At 63.5% G+C, this 17,871-nt stretch carries 16 protein-coding genes; 11 read left to right on the plus strand and 5 right to left on the minus strand.

The features are described from left to right. Positions 1–53: 53 nt before the first annotated feature. Genes K678_RS00615 through K678_RS00625 form a run of 3 tightly spaced genes read left to right on the plus strand, consistent with a single transcriptional unit; the run spans position 54 to position 7,614 of the window. The gene (locus tag K678_RS00615; protein ID WP_021130513.1) at positions 54–3,104 is read left to right on the plus strand and encodes a multidrug efflux RND transporter permease subunit; all 3,051 of its coding nucleotides are present in this window, start codon (positions 54–56) and stop codon (positions 3,102–3,104) included. Further along, positions 3,101–6,199 (plus strand): efflux RND transporter permease subunit, encoded by a 3,099-nt coding sequence (locus K678_RS00620; RefSeq protein ID WP_021130514.1) that lies wholly within the window; start codon positions 3,101–3,103, stop codon positions 6,197–6,199. The genes K678_RS00615 and K678_RS00620 overlap by 4 nt, the downstream gene beginning before the upstream one ends. Beyond that, the gene (locus K678_RS00625) at positions 6,196–7,614 is read left to right on the plus strand and encodes an efflux transporter outer membrane subunit (protein ID WP_021130515.1); all 1,419 of its coding nucleotides are present in this window, start codon (positions 6,196–6,198) and stop codon (positions 7,612–7,614) included. Before K678_RS00620 ends, K678_RS00625 begins: the two co-directional genes overlap by 4 nt. Here K678_RS00625 and K678_RS00630 read toward each other — a convergent pair. The 5 genes from K678_RS00630 to motA form a co-directional block, all read right to left on the minus strand. Next, entirely contained in the window at positions 7,566–8,342 is a 777-nt protein-coding gene (locus K678_RS00630) for an arginyltransferase (protein WP_021130516.1), read from the minus strand. The two genes, K678_RS00625 and K678_RS00630, sit on opposite strands and share 49 nt — an antisense overlap. 99 nt (positions 8,343–8,441) lie before the next feature. Further along, a complete protein-coding gene (locus K678_RS00635; protein WP_021130517.1) occupies positions 8,442–8,981 on the minus strand; it encodes an RDD family protein in 540 nt (179 codons plus the stop codon). Positions 8,982–9,003: 22 nt separating this feature from the next. After that, positions 9,004–9,570: an OmpA family protein gene (locus K678_RS19310; protein ID WP_231376179.1), complete on the minus strand. Its 567-nt coding sequence runs from the start codon at positions 9,568–9,570 to the stop codon at positions 9,004–9,006. Then, positions 9,567–9,968 (minus strand): flagellar motor protein MotB, encoded by a 402-nt coding sequence (locus K678_RS19315; protein WP_231376180.1) that lies wholly within the window; start codon positions 9,966–9,968, stop codon positions 9,567–9,569. Before K678_RS19315 ends, K678_RS19310 begins: the two co-directional genes overlap by 4 nt. A gap of 10 nt (positions 9,969–9,978) precedes the next feature. Continuing rightward, positions 9,979–10,839 (minus strand): flagellar motor stator protein MotA, encoded by an 861-nt coding sequence (gene motA, locus K678_RS00645; protein ID WP_021130518.1) that lies wholly within the window; start codon positions 10,837–10,839, stop codon positions 9,979–9,981. Between the two features lie 215 nt (positions 10,840–11,054). Between motA and K678_RS00650 the strand changes: the two genes are divergently transcribed. From K678_RS00650 to K678_RS00685, 8 genes are all read left to right on the plus strand, one after another. Further along, positions 11,055–13,199, plus strand: coding sequence for a RelA/SpoT family protein (locus K678_RS00650; RefSeq protein ID WP_021130519.1), 2,145 nt, complete (start codon positions 11,055–11,057; stop codon positions 13,197–13,199). 44 nt (positions 13,200–13,243) lie between these two features. After that, positions 13,244–13,996, plus strand: a complete 753-nt coding sequence (locus K678_RS00655) for a pyridoxine 5'-phosphate synthase (protein WP_021130520.1) — start codon at positions 13,244–13,246, stop codon at positions 13,994–13,996. Continuing rightward, positions 13,993–14,397 (plus strand): holo-ACP synthase, encoded by a 405-nt coding sequence (acpS, locus tag K678_RS00660; RefSeq protein WP_021130521.1) that lies wholly within the window; start codon positions 13,993–13,995, stop codon positions 14,395–14,397. The genes K678_RS00655 and acpS overlap by 4 nt, the downstream gene beginning before the upstream one ends. A 95-nt stretch (positions 14,398–14,492) precedes the next feature. Continuing rightward, positions 14,493–15,236, plus strand: coding sequence for a signal peptidase I (gene lepB, locus K678_RS00665; RefSeq protein ID WP_039851731.1), 744 nt, complete (start codon positions 14,493–14,495; stop codon positions 15,234–15,236). 3 nt (positions 15,237–15,239) lie between these two features. Further along, positions 15,240–15,926 (plus strand): ribonuclease III, encoded by a 687-nt coding sequence (gene rnc / locus K678_RS00670; protein ID WP_021130523.1) that lies wholly within the window; start codon positions 15,240–15,242, stop codon positions 15,924–15,926. Next, complete coding sequence (era, locus tag K678_RS00675; protein ID WP_021130524.1) at positions 15,923–16,828, plus strand: GTPase Era; 906 nt, start codon at positions 15,923–15,925, stop codon at positions 16,826–16,828. Before rnc ends, era begins: the two co-directional genes overlap by 4 nt. Positions 16,829–16,884: 56 nt before the next feature. Continuing rightward, complete coding sequence (recO, locus tag K678_RS00680; RefSeq protein WP_021130525.1) at positions 16,885–17,583, plus strand: DNA repair protein RecO; 699 nt, start codon at positions 16,885–16,887, stop codon at positions 17,581–17,583. Between the two features lie 62 nt (positions 17,584–17,645). Beyond that, positions 17,646–17,871 (plus strand): DNA gyrase subunit A (locus tag K678_RS00685; RefSeq protein ID WP_021130526.1); only part of this gene is annotated, 226 nt, incomplete at its 3' end.

Genomic DNA, 17,871 nt, shown 5'->3' on the forward strand with positions numbered 1-17,871 from the left:
GCGCGAAAGCCAAGCGAACGGAGTGAGCGCCCGGCGATTGAGGGGCAAACATTATGAACATTTCCGAGCCGTTCATTCGTCGCCCGGTTGCCTCGTGGTTGCTGGCCTTCGCGGTGGTTCTGGGAGGGCTGCTGGGCTTTCGCCTGCTGCCGGTGTCGGCCTTGCCCCAGGTCGATTTTCCCACCATCCAGGTTACGACCCGCCTGCCCGGGGCCAGCGCGGACACTGTAGCTTCGTTGCTGACGACGCCGCTGGAGCGTCAGTTCGGGCTGATACCCGGTCTGACGATGATGACCTCGACCAGTTCGCAGGGGATCAGCGCGATTACCCTGCAATTCGACCTGTCGAAGAATATCGATGTCGCCTCGCAGGACGTTCAGGCGGCGATCAATGCCGCCGATGGAGTGCTGCCGGACAAGCTGCCGTACCCCCCCTCCTATGCCAAAGTCAACCCGGCCGATCCGCCGATCCTGACCCTGGCCTTGGGGTCCGATACTTTGCCGATCACCGCCGTCAACGATGTCGCCGACACTCTGTTGTCGCAGAAATTGAGCCAGATCGGCGGGGTTGGCCGGGTGGTGATCGAAGGCGGCCAGCGCCCGGCGGTGCGGGTGCGGATCGATCCGGCCCGCCTGTCGGGCTATAACCTGTCGCTGGAGGAGGTCCGCTCGGCTTTGGCAACCGCCAATGTCGATCTGCCGAAAGGGAGCTTTGACGGCGTCAGTCAGGCGCTGTCGCTGGGGGCCAACGATCAGATCACGACGCCCGCCGGTTATGCCGCTCAGGTGATCGCCTGGCGCAACGGCGCACCGGTCCGGGTAAAGGATGTCGGCGAGGTGGTCGAAGGGGTCGAGAACGCCCGTGTCGGCGGCTGGCACGACGGCAAACCGGCGGTGATCCTCAACGTCCAGCGTCAGCCGGGGGCCAACATCGTCGAGACGGTCGACAGGCTGAAGGCCAAGATGCCCGAACTGGCGCTGTCGATTCCGGCCGGAGTGACGCTGACGGTGCTGGCCGACCGCACCGAGACGATCCGCGCCTCGGTCGCCGATGTCGAATTTACCCTGGCCCTGACCGTGCTGCTGGTGATCGGGGTGATCTGGGGCTTTTTGCGCAGCCCGCGTGCGACGATGATTCCGGCGGTGGCGCTACCTTTATCGCTGGTTGGCACCTTTGGGGTGATGTCGCTGGCGGGATTCTCGCTCGATAACCTCTCTTTGATGGCGCTGACGATTTCGGCGGGTTTCGTCGTCGATGACGCGATCGTGATGATCGAGAACATCGTCCGCTATATCGAGAAGGGGATGAAGCCATTCGAGGCCGCGCTGGAAGGTGCGCGCGAGATCGGCTTTACCATCGTCTCGCTGACGGTATCGCTGGTGGCGGTGTTCATTCCGCTGCTGTTCATGACCGGAATCGTCGGTCGGCTGTTCCGCGAATTCGCCCTGACCCTGACCGTTGCGGTGGTGGTATCGGCGGTGGTGTCGTTGACCCTGACCCCGATGATGTGCGGCCATATGCTGAAGGGCGGCGACCGCGAGGCACGCTCGGGGCGGCTGTTCTTGGCCCTGGCCGCCGCCTATGCCCGCTCGCTCGATTGGGTGTTGGCGCGGCAGCGGGCGACGCTGTGGCTGGCGGCGGCGACGCTGGTGGGCACGGTGGCGCTGTATGTGGTGATGCCCAAGGGCTTTCTGCCGTCGCAAGATACCGGATTGATCGTCGCGACCACCGACGCCCGCCCGGAAATCTCGTTTTCCGCGATGACCGAGTTACAGGGCAAGGTCGCGGCGATTGTCCGTCAGGACCCCGATGTTGCGGGGGTGGCTTCGTTCCTGGGGGCGGGGCCGACCAACATCACCGCCAATACCGGGCAATTGACGATCGTGTTAAAGCCCCGGCGCAAGCGCGATGCCTCGGCCGAAGAGGTGATTGCGCGGCTGTCGCGGCAATTAGCCCCGGTCGCCGGGATTCAAGTCCATCTGCGCGCCGCCCAGGACATCCAGATCAGTCCGCGCACCAGCCGGACCCAATATCAATACACTCTGGCCGATGTCGATGCCGCCGAGTTGGCAGAGTGGGCGCCTCGGGTGCTGGAGCGGATGCGCGCGTCGCCGTTGCTGACGGATCTTGCCTCGGACGCGCAGGAAGGCGGGCTGGTCGCCGATATCCTGGTTGACCGCGACAAAGCCGGGCGGCTGGGGGTGTTGCCCCAGGTGATCGACGATACCCTCTACGATGCGTTCGGCCAGCGCCAGATTTCGACGATCTATTCCCAGGTCAACCAATATCACGTGATTTTGGAGGTAAAGCCCGACTTCCAACTGGGGCCGGATGCGCTGGAATCGATCTATCTCCGCTCGTCGAACGGCTCGTTGGTGCCGCTGTCGGCGATGGCGACGGTGACCCGCAAGACCTCGCCGCTGGTGGTGACCCATCAGGATCAGTTCCCGGCGGTGACGCTGAGCTTCAATCTTGCGCCGGGGGCATCGCTGGGACAGGCGATCGAGGCGATTGGCGCGATCGAAGCCGAAATGGGGTTGCCCGAAACGATCGCGGGCGATTTTACCGGCGATGCCGCCGAGTTCCGTTCGTCGCTGAAGAACGAGCCCTGGCTGATCGTCGCGGCGCTGGTGGTGATCTACATCGTGCTGGGGGTGCTGTATGAGAGCTTCATCCACCCGCTGACGATCATGTCGACTCTGCCTTCGGCTGGAATCGGGGCGTTGCTGGCTTTGTGGCTGACCGGCAACGATCTGTCGCTGGTCGGGTTGATCGGCATCTTGCTGCTGATGGGGATCGTCAAGAAGAACGCGATCATGATGATCGATTTCGCGCTGGAGGCGGAGCGGGTCGAGGGACAATCTCCGTTGGAGGCGATCCGTCAGGCCTGCGCGCTGCGCTTCCGCCCGATCATGATGACGACGATGGCGGCGCTGCTGGGGGCGATTCCGCTCGCGATCGACAGCGGCACCGGCCACGAATTGCGCCGTCCGCTCGGGATCGCGATCGTCGGCGGCCTGCTGCTCAGTCAGGTGCTGACCCTCTATACCACGCCAGTGATTTACCTGGCGCTTGATCGGCTGCGGCGGGGTAGGGCGGCATGAGCCTCAGCGAACTGTTCATCCGCCGTCCGGTCGCCACCTTGCTGTTGGCGCTGGGGATGTTGCTGGCGGGAACGGTCGCGTTCGAGCGGCTGCCGGTGGCACCGCTTCCCTCGGTCGATTTCCCCACCATCATGGTGATGGCGCGGTTGCCCGGGGCCGATCCGGCGACGATGGCGGCAACCGTCGCCGCGCCGTTGGAGCGGCGGTTGGGCGAGATCGCGGGTGTCACCGAACTGATCTCGACCAGCAACCGGGGGTCGACGACGATCATCGTCCAGTTCGATCTGGAGCGTGACATCAACGGCGCGGCTCAGGACGTTCAGTCGGCGATCAATTCGGCCGGGGCTGAACTGGCGGTCGATCTGCCGACGCCGCCGACTTTTCGCAAGATGAACCCGGCCGATGCGCCGATCATGATTCTGGCGGTGACCTCGCAAAGCCTGCCGCCCGCCAAGATTTATGACGCCGCCGACGCAATTCTGCTCCAGCGTATCTCGCAGATCGAGGGGGTCGGGCGGGTGTTCCTCGGCGGGGCCGACAAACCGGCGGTGCGGGTCGCGGTCGATCCCGGCCGGTTGTCGGCGATGGGGCTGTCGCTTGAGGACGTCCGCACCACTCTTAACCAATCGAACATTGCCCGTCCGCTCGGCACGATCGACGGCCCGAAGGAGGCGATGAGTCTTGCCGTCAACGATCAGCTGTTCACCGCCGCCGCCCATGCTCCCCTGATTGTCCGCGCCCAGAACGGGGCGATCGTGCGGCTGTCGCAGATCGCCCAGGTGACGGATTCGGTCGAAAGCATCCGTCAGGCCGGATGGTATAATCGCGACCGCGCCGTTCTGGTCATCATCAGCAAGCAGCCTGGGGCCAACGTCGTCGAGACCACCGAGCGGATTCACGCGATTCTGCCTCAATTGCAGCGCTGGATGCCGTCCGGTACCACGGTTTCAGTGGTCAATGACCGCACCGGCAATATCCGCGCCACCCTGGCCGACGTCGAGACAACGCTGCTGATCTCGATCGTACTGGTGGTGATGGTGGTGTACCTGTCGCTGGGGCGGGTGACGCCGACCCTGGCCGCGACGGTGACGGTCCCGCTGTCGCTGGCGGCGACGTTCGCGGTGATGGCACTGCTGGGCTACAGCCTCAACACGATTTCCCTGCTGGCGATCATCATCTCAGTCGGCTTCGTCGTCGATGACGCAATCGTGATGATCGAGAACATCGCCCGTCATATCGAAGCGGGCGAGACGCCGTTTCACGCCGCGATCAAGGGGGCGACCGAAATCACCTTTACCGTGATCTCGATCACTCTGTCGTTGGTCGCGGTGTTCATTCCGCTGTTGTTCATGGGGGGTATCATCGGCCGGATGTTCCGCGAATTCGCGGTAACCCTGTCGGTGGCCATCACCGCCTCGGCGCTGGTGTCGCTGACGGTGACCCCGGCCTTGTTCGGCTATCTGATGGCCCGGGCCAAACCGGGCGCGCGTCCCTCGCTGATCGCGCGAGGCGGTGAGGCGGCGATGGCCTGGATGCAGCGGGTGTACGAAGCCGGTCTGGTCCACGCTTTGGCCTTTCCCCGGCTGATGTTGGGGGTAACCTTCGCGGCGCTGGGCCTGACGATCTATCTCTATGGCGTTGTCCCCAAAGGCTTCTTTCCGCCTCAGGATACCGGAATGATCTTCACCTCGGTCGAGGCGCGGGTCGATATCTCGTTCCGCGCCATGGCCGACCGCCAGCAGAAGGTTGCCGAGGTGATCCTGGCCGATCCGGCGGTTGAGGGCGTGGCATCGTTCATCGGCTCGGGCGGCGATGGCGGCCTCAATAATCAGGGCCGGATGTTCGTGACGTTGAAGCCGATCGAGCAGCGCAAGGCCAGCGTTCAGGAGGTGATTGACCGGCTGCGGCCCAAACTGGCCCGCGTCGACGGCGTGACCGCTTTCATGCAGGCTGGTCAGGATATTCGCGTCGGCGGTAACCGAGGGCGGGCGCAGTTCCAGTTCGCTTTGTCGTCGGATTCGCTCGACGAATTAAAGGAATGGACCCCGAAGCTGGTCGAGCGTCTGAAGAAAGACCCCGCGCTTGCCGACATTTCCAGCGATCTCGATATCGCGATGCCGCAATCCCAGGTGGTGATCGACCGTGACGCTGCCGCCCGCCTGGGGGTCGATGTCGCTGCGATCGATCAGGTGATGCAGAACGCCTTTGCCGAGCGGCAGGTGGCGACGATGTACACCCAGCGGAACCAGTACAAGGTTGTGCTTGAGGTTGATCGTAAGCACACCGAAAGCCCGGATTCGCTGCATCAATTGTGGGTCAAGGCCGCCGATGGCACCCTGGTTCCGTTCGACGCCCTGGCCCGCTTCGAGTACGGAACCGCGCCGATTTCGGTGGCTCACCGCGAGCAATTTCCGACCGCGACATTGAGCTTTAACTTGTCGCCCGGCACCCCGCTCGGCACTGCGGCAGAACGGATGGAGCAGGCCGGGCACGAGATCGGTCTGCCCGCCACCGTTCGGATCGCTCCGGCGGGAAACGTCAAAGCCTTTGCCGACACCGCCCGCGACCAGCCGATTCTGATCGCGGCGGCGTTGCTGACGATCTTTATCGTGCTCGGCATCCTGTACGAGAGCACGTTGCACCCGCTGACGATTTTGTCGACCCTGCCCTCGGCTGGATTGGGGGCGCTGTTGGCGCTGCTGGTGACCGGCACCGAACTGACACTGATCAGCGTGATCGGGGTGTTCCTGTTGATGGGGATCGTCAAGAAGAACGGCATCTTGCTGGTCGATTTCGCCATCACCGCCGAGCGGCGCGGTCTGACCCCCGATCAGGCGATCCGCGAAGCCTGCCATATCCGCTTTCGCCCGATCACCATGACCACCTTGACCGCGCTGCTGGGCGCGCTGCCGCTGGCGTTGGCCTCCGGTCCGGTGGGCGCGTTGCGCCAGCCGCTCGGTATCGCCATCGTCGGCGGTTTGCTGCTGTCGCAGATGTTGACCCTGTTTACCACTCCCGTCGTTTATCTTTCGCTGGCCCGTCTGTCCCGCTGGTGGCGGAACCGGCGCGAGCGGCGGATGGAGGCTGCCCCGTGATCCGAACGCTTCCCTATCCCCTGGCCCTGGCCGTCCTGCTGGGCGGCTGCTCGATCGGTGATCCGTTCGTCGCCCCAGAGGCTCCTCCGCCTGCCGCCTGGAGCGGGGCCAGCCACACCGCCGCCTGGCCGTCACCCGATTGGTGGCGTCAGTTCGGCTCGCCCCGGCTCGACGCGCTGATGCAGGATGCGATGCGGGGGAATTTCGATATCGCCGCCGCGATGGCCCGGGTGCGTCAGGCCGAAGCCCAGGTCGAGATCGCCGGAGGCGCGCTCCTGCCCGCCTTGACCGGCGATGGCAGCGCGACCCGCAGCCGGTCGTCGCTGGCGATGTCGAACAGTTCATCGGCGCTTAGCCGAGGTATGAAGCCGACCTACGTCACCACCTATGGCGCGACCGTCAGCGCCAGTTACGAAATCGATTTCTGGGGCAAGAACCGCGCCGGAGTCGATTCGGCGGCGGCGGCGGCTGAAGTCAGTCGCTTCGACTATCAGACGGCGATGCTGACGATGCAATCCTCGATCGCCACCACCTATTTCGACATCCTGGGCTATGGCGAGCGCCTGCGGTTGGCGCGGGACTCGGTGGCTAATGCCGAAGCGGTGCTGGCCGTCTATCGCGACCGGCTGGCGGCGGGGACGGCAACCTCGCTTGACGTCGCCCAACAGGAAAATGTCGTTGCCAGCCAGCGGGCCACCGTTCCGCCGCTGGAAAAGCAGATCAGGCAGTCACGCAACGCCCTGGCGATTCTGGTCGGCCGCCTGCCCGAGGAATTGGCACTGGACCCGGAAAGCCTGGATGTGCTGGCGATGCCCGAAGTGGCTCCGGGCTTGCCGTCGGAATTGCTGGCGCGACGGCCCGACGTCCTGTCCGCCGAGGCCGGTCTGCGTGGAGCCAATGCCGACATTACCGTTGCCCGCGCCGCGTGGTTCCCCAGCATCTCGCTAACCGGGCAGGGCGGGTTCCAGAGTGTCGATCTGGCCAAGATGATGACCCATCAGAGCCTGCTGTTCTCGATCGGTCCCAGCTTTACCGTGCCACTGTTCGACGGCGGCAAGATCGCCGGAACGGTCGAGCAGAAACGGGCGCGCTGGGACGAATTGGTCCAGACCTATCGCAAGGCGGTGGTCTCGGCCTTTTCCGACGTCGAGGATTCGCTGGTCGCGGTCGAAAAGACCACCGAAGCGGAAGCGGCCCAGCGTGTCGCCGAATCGACGGCACGGCAGGCTTTCGAGATTGCTCAATCGCTGATGCGCGGGGGAACGGTCGATGTCACCACCGTTCTGAACACCCAAAAGACTCTGTTCTCGGCGCAAGATCAACTGGCGCAGGCCCGGCTGGCGCGGTTCCAGGCTCTGGTCGGTCTTTACAAGGCGATGGGCGGGGGCTGGTCGTCCGACAAAGCCGGTTCGTGAAACGGGGGCGGGTCGAATGCCCGCCATCCCTCTGGTCCGAAGGCTTCAAGCGGACGGAACCGGGCCTTGTAGGACATCTTGCGGCTGTCGGAAATCCAATAGCCGAGATAGACGTAGGGTAGCCCGATCTGGCGCGATTGCTCGATCAGCCACAGCACCACCTGGGTTCCCAGGCTGCGGTGATACAGATCGGGGTCGAAGAAGCTGTAGACCGCCGACAGGCCGTCCCGCATCCGGTCGGCCAGGCATACCGCGGTCAGGCTGCCGTCGGCGCGACGGAATTCGATCAGGAAGGTATCGACCGGGCTGTCCTCGACCATTGAGCGATAATCGTAAAAGCCCATCAGCGCCATGTCGCCTCCGGCATGGCGCGATTCCTGATAGCGGGCGAACAGGCGGAATTGTTCCGCCGTCGCCTTGGCCGGAACCTTGCGGGCCACCAGTTCGGCATTGGCGCGAGCGATCTTGCGCATGGTGCGGCCGGGGGAAAAGCCATCGACGACGATCCGCACCGGGATGCAGGCCGAGCATCCGGGGCAGGCCGGGGTATAGGCAATCGAATGACTGCGGCGAAAGCCCGCACGCGACAGAGCTTCATGCAGCCCTTCGGCGTCGGCTCCATTCAACTCGGTGACGATCTTGCGTTCCAGCCGCCCGGCGACATAGGGGCAGGGCAACGGCGCGGTCGTGAAGAAGAAATGCGGTCGCTTGAGCGGAAAATGATCCATTATGTCACGTCCGGTCTCGTCCTCTGGAGGTCAAGCCTAACGCCGCCGGAAGGCCGGAGCGTGCTACGACCTACCATATAGGAACGCTATGCCGCCGGTTCAAACCTCGGATCGTTGTCCGGGGCCACCCCATTGCTGCGGGTCGTTGACAACAACCGTTCCTGCCAGGAAATCGTGCACGGTCCGGCGGCGCGGATTGAACAATGCCACCAGCAAGATCAGGCTGCCGGTCATCGCCAGCGAGGCATAAAAGGCAACGGTCTGGACCAGGGCTTGGCCCAGGCTGGGGCGGCCGCCAGAGGCTTCGGCGCCCGGTGCGATCGACATCACCCGCAACCCGGCGATCCGCATCCCAAAGGTGGCCGAACGCGGCCCGGCGATCGTCACGGTATGGTAGGCGATCGGCACCAGCGCCAGAACCACGCCCAGAACCGGCATCAACAGCCCAAATGTCAGCGCGCCCAGGATCACGCAGCCGATAAACACGACCATCCACAACAGCCCGACCACGACGAGATCAAGGCAATAGGCGTAAATCCGCCGGGGGGTGACGCCAAGGTAATAGATCGGGTAGCGCCATGCATCGCCCCATTCCGGAACGGTTGCTGGTGGAAAAGCCGGAGAGGGGGGAAGCGACATGATCGTCAGTGCTCCCAGATCGTTATTTTTTCGACATCGGGACCGACAGGGTCTTCGATTCGGTCGGACCTAGATCGTTTTCGCGCAAAAGAATAATGCTGATGCGCCGGTTGCGCAGCCCTTTGGGGTCGTTCTTTTCCAGCGGGTCCTGGTCGGCGCGGCCAACGACGCGGTCGACCCGGTTTTCCGGCACGCCCGACGCGATCAGAGCACGGCGGCTGGCCAGGGCACGGTCGGCCGACAATTCCCAGTTGGTGTAGCCCGACGGGTCCTTGAACGGCACCGAATCGGTGTGTCCAGAGATCGAGATGCGATTGTCGGGCAATTGGCGGACGATGCGGGCGACAAGGTCAAGCATGGCGCGGGTATGACCGTAAGGCGCGCTGGAGCCGGACGGGAACATCGCCAGCCCTTCCTGGTCGGTGATCTGAATCCGCAGCCCCTCGGGGGTGTTGTCGACCAGCATGCTGCCCTGGAACTGCTTTAATTCGGGGATGCCTTTGACCGCGTTCTCCAGCATTTCCTTGGCCTTGTCGAACTTCTGCTGTTCGCGCGCGGCCATCGCTTCCTTGAATTCCTGCTCGGTCATGCCGGGCTTGTCCTGGCCATCGGCCCCCTGCTGGTCGGGACTGTTCTGGGTGCTGGGCGCGGACAAATCCTCGCCCTCGGCACTGATCGAGGAGGGGGGAGCGACTGGACCAGGGTCGGCGACGAGGCCTGACTGACCTGAGCCCCTTCGCCGATGGTCTGACCGCCCAGAACACCGCCGGCCCCGTTCGAGCTTTTCGACGCCATCGTCGGGGCGAAATAGTTCGAGACGCCGGTCAATTGCTCTTCGGTGACGGCGTTCAACAGCCACAACAGCAGGAAGAACGCCATCATCGCCGTCACGAAATCGGCATAGGCCACCTTCCACGCGCCGCCATGATGGCCGCCTGCAAACTTCTTGACCCGCTTGATGATGATGGGGCTGCCGCCTTCGGCCATGATATCTGGCTCAATCCGGCGGGAGGTTGGAGACCGTCTCTTCCAGTTCCTGGAAGGTCGGGCGGAGTTCGTCGGGCAAAATCTTGCGGGCGAATTCGATCGAAACCTGCGGGGCATAGCCCTGCATGTGGCCGAGCAATCCCGCCTTCATCGCCAAAAAGTAATTGTGATCCGAATCGAAGCACAATTGCATGTTGCGGGCAATCGGGGCGACGAAGGCATAGGAGATCAACACGCCCGAAAAAGTGCCGACCAGCGCCGCGCCGATCAGGTGACCCAGCACTTCCGGCGGTTCGGTGATCGATCCCATCGTGTGAATGACGCCCAACACGGCGGCGACGATGCCGAGCGCGGGCATCGCGTCGCCCATCAGATTCACCGCGTGGGCGATCTCGTGATAGTGCTTGTGGTGGGATTCCAACTCGCCGTCGATGATTGATTCCAGCTCGTGGGCATTGCTGGTTCCCAGCGTCAGCAGCCGGAGGTAATCACAGAGGAAGGTGCGGGTATGATGGTCGCTGGTGAATTTGGGGAACTTGGCGAAGAGCGGGCTTTCCTCGGGCTTTTCGACGTGACTTTCCAGCGCCAGATCGCCCTTGGTCTTGGCCAGCTTGAACACGGCGTACAGCATCGATAACAGTTCGATGTAGTCGTCCTTGCCGTGATGGGCGCCCTTGAACACAACCCCGATGTTACCCGCGATGCCGGTGATGATCGATTTGGGGTTGCCCAGCAGCAGCGAGCCGATTGCCGCGCCGACAATGATGATCCATTCGAACGGCTGAAAAAGAACGTCGAGGTGTCCACCGGGAGCAGCGTAGCCACCGATCACACTGACAAGGGTAACGATAATGCCGATGATCGCGAACATGGAGCTCCCCTGTTCCGCCGTCCTGTCCGTCCGACGGATCATCAATCCGTCCGAAAGGATGCAATAATTCCCGCTCGCTGTCGCGAGTCAACTCACAGGTTGTGAAAAAATGCTGTCGGGGATGTGCTCTTTCCTCTTTTCCTGTGACGCTCGGGCGGTCAAACTTAAGCCATGGTCAGCCCATATGTCGGGTCGCCACGGAGGAATACCAAGACATGATGCGCCAATTTGAGTTGGTGGAGCGCGTCAAATCCTACGATCCCAGTGCGGACGAGGACGCGATCAACCGCGCCTACGTCTATGCGATGAAGATGCACGGATCGCAATTGCGGGCTTCGGGCGATCCCTATTTTTCGCATCCGATCGAGGTCGCGGGCATCCTGACCCGGTATCGGCTCGATTGCGCCTCGATCATCACCGCGTTGCTGCACGACACGATCGAGGATACCCCCGCCACTCAGGAGGAAATCGAGCGGCTGTTCGGGCGCGAGATCGCCCGTCTGGTCGACGGCGTTACCAAACTTAACCGGATCGAGTTGCAGTCCGACCGCGCCAAGCAGGCGGAAAACCTGCGCAAGCTGGTCCTGGCGTTGAGCGAGGATATCCGCGTTCTGCTGGTCAAGCTGGCTGACCGCATGCACAACATGCGGACCCTGCATTACATCAAAAATCCAGACAAGCGCCGCCGCATCGCGCTGGAAACCATGGAGATTTATGCCCCGCTTGCCGAACGCATCGGGATGCAGGAAATCAAAATGGAACTGGAGGATCTGGCCTTCACCGAACTGCACCCCGACGCGCGCGGATCGATCGTTGCCCGGCTGGGCTTCCTGCGCGAACAGGGTGGCGATCTGATCGGGCGGATTCTCGAGGAATTGCGCAAGATCCTGGACGAGGCCGGGATCACCGCGACCGTATCGGGGCGGGAAAAGACTCCGTTCTCAATCTGGCAGAAGATGCAACGCAAGAACGTTGGATTTGAACAATTATCCGACATCATGGCGTTTCGCGTCGCGGTCGATGGGGTCGAGGATTGTTACCGGGCGCTGGGGGTGATCCACTCGCATTACCCGATGGTGCCGAACCGCTTCAAAGACTACATCTCGGTGCCCAAGCCCAACGGATACCGATCGCTGCACACCGGGGTGTTCGGGCCGGAGCGGCAGCGGATCGAGGTTCAGATCCGCACCTCGGAGATGCACGAAGTCGCCGAATTGGGGGTCGCGGCGCATTGGAAGTACAAGCGCGGCGGCGCCAAGCTGACCGACGGTCGCCAATATCGCTGGCTGCGCGAGTTGCTCGACATTCTGGAGCATGCCTCGAACCCCGAGGAATTCCTGGAACACACCAAGCTTGAGATGTTCCAGGATCAGGTGTTCTGTTTCACGCCCAAGGGCGACCTGATCGCCTTGCCGAGCGGGGCTTGTCCGGTCGATTTCGCCTATGCGGTTCACTCGCAGATTGGCGACACCTGCGTCGGATCGAAGGTCAATGGCCGCATCATGCCGCTGCGGACGCAGTTGCAGAATGGCGATCAGGTCGACATCATCACCTCGAAGGCGCAGACCCCCAATCCGACCTGGGAACGCTTTGTCGTCACCGGCAAGGCTCGCGCCCGTATCCGCCGCTTCATCCGTACCCAGCAGCGGACCCAATATACCGAGTTGGGGCGCGGCATGCTGGTCCGTGCCTTCCGCCAGGAAGGCTACGATTACACCGACAAGGCGCTCGACGGCGTTCTGAAGATCTACAAATCTCCTGCGATCGAGGATTTGGTCGCGCTGGTCGGCGAAGGGGTGATCTCGGCCCGTGACGTGCTGTCTTCGGTCTATCCCGAACTGAAGAACCGGACCCAACATACCGACAATGTCGTTACCCTGAAGGCCCGTCCGCCCGAGCGCAAGGAAAAGCCCGGGGCGATGCCGATCAAGGGGCTGATCCCTGGTATGGCGATGCATTTCGCCGGGTGCTGCCATCCTTTGCCGGGTGACCGTATCGTCGGTATCGTCGCGACCGGGCGGGGGGTCACCATCCACACGATCGATTGCGAGAATCTTGAGCAATTCGCCGACCAGCCCGAACGCTGGCTTGACGTTTCGTGGGACGAATCCGAGGTCAAACCCCATATCGGGCGCATCGATCTGATCGTCACCAACGAACCCACCACCCTGGGGTCGGTTTCGACGGTGATTGCCAAGAACATGGGGAACATCACCAATTTGAAGATCACCAACCGGACCACGGACTTCTTTGAGATGATCGTCGATATCGAAGTGCGCGACGTGAAGCATCTGACCAACGTCATCGCCGCCCTGCGCGCGACCCCAGCGATCAGCTCGGTCGATCGCGCCCGCAACTAAGGTCGAGCCCTGTTTTCCTCCCCCCACTGGAGCATTCGTCCGATATGACCCCCCGGCGTCTTCGCCTTGGCGTGAACATCGATCACGTCGCTACTCTTCGGAATGCCCGCGGCACTGCCCATCCCGATCCGGTTCAAGCCGCCGCCCTGGCCGCCGCGGCCGGAGCCGATGGCATCACCGCCCATCTACGGGAAGACCGCCGCCATATCCGTGATCGCGATATCGAGCGGCTGCGAGCCGAAATCGCCCTGCCGCTGAACATGGAGATGGCCGCGACGGCGGAAATGGTCGCGATTGCTCTGCGGCTGCGGCCGCACGCGGTCTGCGTCGTGCCGGAAAAGCGCGAGGAACGCACCACCGAGGGTGGATTGGACGTTGCCGGTCACCGCGAGGCGCTGCGGCCGCTGCTGACCCCGCTGATCGAAGCCGGGATTCGGGTGTCGCTGTTCGTCGAGCCCGATCCGCGCCAGCTTGACGCGGCCCGCGCTCTGGGAGCTCCGGTGGTCGAGTTGCATACCGGCGCCTATTGCGAGGTTGAGGGCGATGCCCGTGCCGCCGAACTGGCCCGGATCGTTGCCGCCGCCGCTCATGCCGAGGCGGTTGGCTTGGAATGCCATGCCGGCCACGGCCTGACCTTCGATAGCGTTGCGCCGGTGGCGGCGATCCCGGCTATCGTCGAGCTGAATATCGGTCATTTCCTGATCGGCGAGGCGATCTTTACCGGACTGGAGGCTGCGATCCGGCACATGCGGGCGCGGATGGATGCCGCCCGGACCACCATCGGGGTATCGTCATGATCCTGGGGTTGGGGAACGACCTCGTCGATATCCGCCGCATCGAGCGGACGCTGGAGAAGTTCGGCAACCGATTCCTTGAGCGCGTTTTCACGCCAATCGAGCGGGAACGTGCGGCGCGGGGACGGCCGGGCACGCAGGCCGCCACCCTTGCCAAGCGCTTTGCCGCCAAGGAAGCCACCGCGAAGGCGTTGGGGACCGGCTTTGCCAACGGAGTGTTCCTCCATGATATCGGCGTCGTCGATCTCGGCGGCGGGCGTCCCGGACTGGCGCTGACCGGCGGCGCTGCGGCACTGCTGGCCGGGCTGGTTCCGCCGGGTTTTACCGCCCGGCTGGACCTGTCGATGACCGACGAATATCCCCTGGCCGAGGCCGTGGTGGCGATCTCGGCCGTCCCGGCTTGACTTGAGCGCGCGGGGCTGGCTTGATCGGCGCAGGTCACGCCGTCCGTCATTGGGCGGCATTTATTTTAAATTCAAAGCTTTAGGCGGCACCTTTCATGTCTAGAGGCAAATCCAGCGGGATGGGCGAGACGATCCGCACGATCATCTATGCGATGCTGATCGCGGGCGCGGTGCGCACCCTGGCCTTCGAGCCCTTCAATATTCCGTCGGGATCAATGATTCCGTCGCTGCTGATCGGCGACTATCTGTTCGTTTCGAAATATGCGTATGGCTACTCGCGCTATTCGATGCCGTTCGGGATCGGTCCCAGCGGCGGCCGCATCCTGGGCAGCGGCCCCGAGGTCGGCGATATCGCGGTGTTCAAGAAGCCGACCGAAAACAAAATCGATTATATCAAGCGGGTGGTCGGCCTGCCCGGCGACCATATCCAGGTGATCGGCGGCATTCTCCATATCAACGGCACCCCGGTCGAGCGCAAACGGATTGAGGATTTCATTGACCGCGACCGCGACGGCAACATCATCCGCGCGCCCCAATATATCGAGACGCTGCCCAACGGCCGCAGTCACCGGATCATCGAGTTCCTGGGCGATAACGGCCCGGCCGACAACACCCGCGAATATGTGGTTCCGCCCGGCCATTATTTCATGATGGGCGACAACCGCGACAATTCGGCGGATTCGCGCTATCTGACCGAGGTCGGCTATGTTCCCGCCGAAAATCTGGTCGGCCGGGCCGAAATCCTGTTCTTCTCGGGTGACGGCAGCGCCGCGTTGTGGGAAGTGTGGCGTTGGCCCTGGGCAATCCGCTATTCTCGCCTGTTCCAGCGGATCGAATAGACGATGAGTGTCGACCATGATCTTTACGCCGTGCTGGGGCATCGGTTTTCCCAGCCCGGCTTGCTGACCCAGGCGCTGACCCATCCCAGCATCGACCAGGGGCGGCGCAATCGGCGGCGCTCGGCTGATTACGAGCGGCTGGAATTCCTGGGCGACCGGGTGTTGGGGCTGGTGGTCGCGGATATGCTGTATCACCGCTATCCCAACGAGCCGGAAGGCGCGCTGGCACGGCGCTTTACCGCCCTGGTGCGGGGCGAGACGGTGGCCAAGGTCGCCGAATCGATCGGCCTGGGGGCGCATCTGGCGATGGCACGGGGTGATGAAGAGGCCGGTGGCCGTGCCAATCCCGGCATCCTCGCCGATGCCTGCGAAGCGGTGATCGGCGCGATGTTCGCCGATGCCGGATTCGAGGTGGCCGCCGCTTTCGTGCGCGGCCGCTGGCAAGGGTTGATGGAAGAGACGATGGCTCCGCCCAAGGACGCCAAGACGGCGTTGCAGGAATGGGCACAGGGACGGGGCAAGGCTTTGCCGGCCTATCGCGTCGAAGGCGCGGAAGGGCCGCCGCACGAGCCGATTTTTCTGGTTTCAGTCTCGGTCGAGGGACTGGCGGCGGCTTCCGGTCGCGGGCCGTCAAAACGGGTGGCCGAACAGGCCGCCGCCGCCGCTTTGTTGGAAAAGGTGAAGGAATGAGTGAGAACGACGGGCAGCGCTGCGGTTTCGTCGCGGTGGTGGGAGCCCCCAACGCCGGGAAGTCGACCCTGGTCAACGCCCTGGTCGGGACCAAGGTCTCGATCGTGTCCCCCAAGGTTCAGACCACCCGCTTTCGCGTGCTGGGAATCTGCATGACTGGCGACGCCCAGGTGATTCTGGTCGATACCCCCGGCATCTTTCAGCCGCGCAAGCGGCTGGAGCGGGCGATGGTCGCCGCCGCCTGGAACGGTGCCGCCGATGCCGAGCATGTCTGTCTCGTCGTCGATGCCCAACGCGGCTATGACGACGACACCCGCGCCATTGTCGAAAAGCTGAAGGAAGCCGGGCGTCAGGTGGTGCTGGTCCTCAACAAGATCGACCTGATCCGTCGCGATTCCCTGTTGGAACTGACGGCGCGGCTGCATGCCGAAGGGCTGTTCTCCGACGTGTTCATGCTGAGTGCGCTGAAGGGCGACGGCATCGACGATCTGATGGCTCATCTCGGTCGAGCGATGGTGCCGGGGCCGTGGATGTTCCCCGAGGATCAGGTGTCCGATCTGCCGCAACGCCTGCTGGCCGCCGAGATCACCCGGGAAAAGGCGTTCCTGACCCTCTATCAGGAATTGCCCTATTCGCTGCATGTCGAAAGCGAAAGCTGGCAGGAACGGGACGACGGCTCGGCCCGGATCGATCAGGTGATCTATGTCGAGCGCGACAGCCAGAAGGCGATCGTACTGGGCAAGGGCGGCCGTCAGATCAAGGCGATCGGCGAGGCGGCCCGGACCGAACTCGAAGCTCTGCTGGAACGGCGCGTCCATCTGTTCATTCACGTCAAGGTCCGCGAGGATTGGAGCGAGAAGCGCGACGCCTATTCCGACATCGGCCTCGATTACGACGCATAGCGGCAAGACGCGGCCGAATCCGCGGCCGGGTTTCGAGAAAGAGCGGCACGGACGCGATGGAGTGGGAGGACGAGGCCCTGGTGCTGTCGGTCCGCCGCCACGGCGAACATGGCGGCATCGTCGGGCTGTTGACCCTGACCCATGGCCGTCATGCCGGTCTATTGCACGGTGCCGCTTCGAAAGCCAATCGCGGTATCGTTCTGCCGGGAAACCGGGTGCGGGCGTGGTGGCGGGGACGGTTGGCCGAACAATTGGGCGCGCTGCGTCTCGAATTGCTGAAGGCCCATGCCGGCGACGCCTTGGGCGATCCGGGGCGGCTGGCGGCATTGGGATCGGCTTGCGCCCTGGCCGAGTGCAGTCTGCCCGAGCGTCAGGCCCATCCAGGGGCCTATGCCGCCTTGTCGGCGCTGCTGACCGCTCTGCCCGCCGAATCCTGGCCCAGCGTCTATGTTCATTTCGAACTGGCGCTGCTGCGCGATATCGGCTTCGGTCTCGATCTGTCGGCCTGTGCCGCCACCGGAACGACCGAGGATCTGGTCTATGTCAGTCCCCGTACGGGCCGGGCGGTGTCGCGAGAGGCCGGGGAGCAATGGAAGGACCGGCTGCTGGTCCTGCCGCGCTTTCTGACTGGCGGCGGCGAGGGCAACCAGGACGAAATCCGCGCCGGTCTCGATCTGGCCGGGTTCTTTCTTGGCCGTCATCTTGGCACGTTGCCGCCCGCCCGTTCGCGTCTGGTTGACCGTTTCCGCGTCTGAGCTACATTTCCAAAGGACCCGGCGAAGCCTGACTTTGCCGTGAAGAGTCGAGGATTCCCCCCATGAGTAAGACCGCCGCCGCCAATGGCGACATCCGCGTGACGCCGCTGGCCGATGCCCTGGGCGAACGCTATCTCGCTTATGCGATGTCGACGATCGTGTCGCGTTCGCTGCCCGACGTCCGTGACGGCCTAAAGCCGGTGCATCGCCGTCTGTTGTTCGCGATGCGGCAATTGAAGCTCGATCCCGATGGCGGCTTCAAGAAATGCGCCCGCGTCGTCGGCGACG

This window comes from Magnetospirillum fulvum MGU-K5, assembly GCF_000442515.1.
Taxonomy (GTDB): domain Bacteria; phylum Pseudomonadota; class Alphaproteobacteria; order Rhodospirillales; family Magnetospirillaceae; genus Phaeospirillum; species Phaeospirillum fulvum_B.

Excerpts from the sequence above, each read along its gene's own strand:
- K678_RS00615 (WP_021130513.1), top strand. The coding sequence starts at position 54 with ATGAACATTTCCGAGCCGTTCATTCGTCGCCCGGTTGCCTCGTGGTTG.
- K678_RS00620 (WP_021130514.1), top strand. The coding sequence starts at position 3,101 with ATGAGCCTCAGCGAACTGTTCATCCGCCGTCCGGTCGCCACCTTGCTG.
- K678_RS00630 (WP_021130516.1), bottom strand. The coding sequence starts at position 8,342 with ATGGATCATTTTCCGCTCAAGCGACCGCATTTCTTCTTCACGACCGCG.
- K678_RS00635 (WP_021130517.1), bottom strand. The coding sequence starts at position 8,981 with ATGTCGCTTCCCCCCTCTCCGGCTTTTCCACCAGCAACCGTTCCGGAA.
- K678_RS19310 (WP_231376179.1), bottom strand. The coding sequence starts at position 9,570 with ATGACCGAGCAGGAATTCAAGGAAGCGATGGCCGCGCGCGAACAGCAG.
- K678_RS19315 (WP_231376180.1), bottom strand. The coding sequence starts at position 9,968 with ATGGCCGAAGGCGGCAGCCCCATCATCATCAAGCGGGTCAAGAAGTTT.
- motA (WP_021130518.1), bottom strand. The coding sequence starts at position 10,839 with ATGTTCGCGATCATCGGCATTATCGTTACCCTTGTCAGTGTGATCGGT.
- K678_RS00650 (WP_021130519.1), top strand. The coding sequence starts at position 11,055 with ATGATGCGCCAATTTGAGTTGGTGGAGCGCGTCAAATCCTACGATCCC.
- K678_RS00655 (WP_021130520.1), top strand. The coding sequence starts at position 13,244 with ATGACCCCCCGGCGTCTTCGCCTTGGCGTGAACATCGATCACGTCGCT.
- acpS (WP_021130521.1), top strand. The coding sequence starts at position 13,993 with ATGATCCTGGGGTTGGGGAACGACCTCGTCGATATCCGCCGCATCGAG.
- lepB (WP_039851731.1), top strand. The coding sequence starts at position 14,493 with ATGTCTAGAGGCAAATCCAGCGGGATGGGCGAGACGATCCGCACGATC.
- rnc (WP_021130523.1), top strand. The coding sequence starts at position 15,240 with ATGAGTGTCGACCATGATCTTTACGCCGTGCTGGGGCATCGGTTTTCC.
- era (WP_021130524.1), top strand. The coding sequence starts at position 15,923 with ATGAGTGAGAACGACGGGCAGCGCTGCGGTTTCGTCGCGGTGGTGGGA.
- recO (WP_021130525.1), top strand. The coding sequence starts at position 16,885 with ATGGAGTGGGAGGACGAGGCCCTGGTGCTGTCGGTCCGCCGCCACGGC.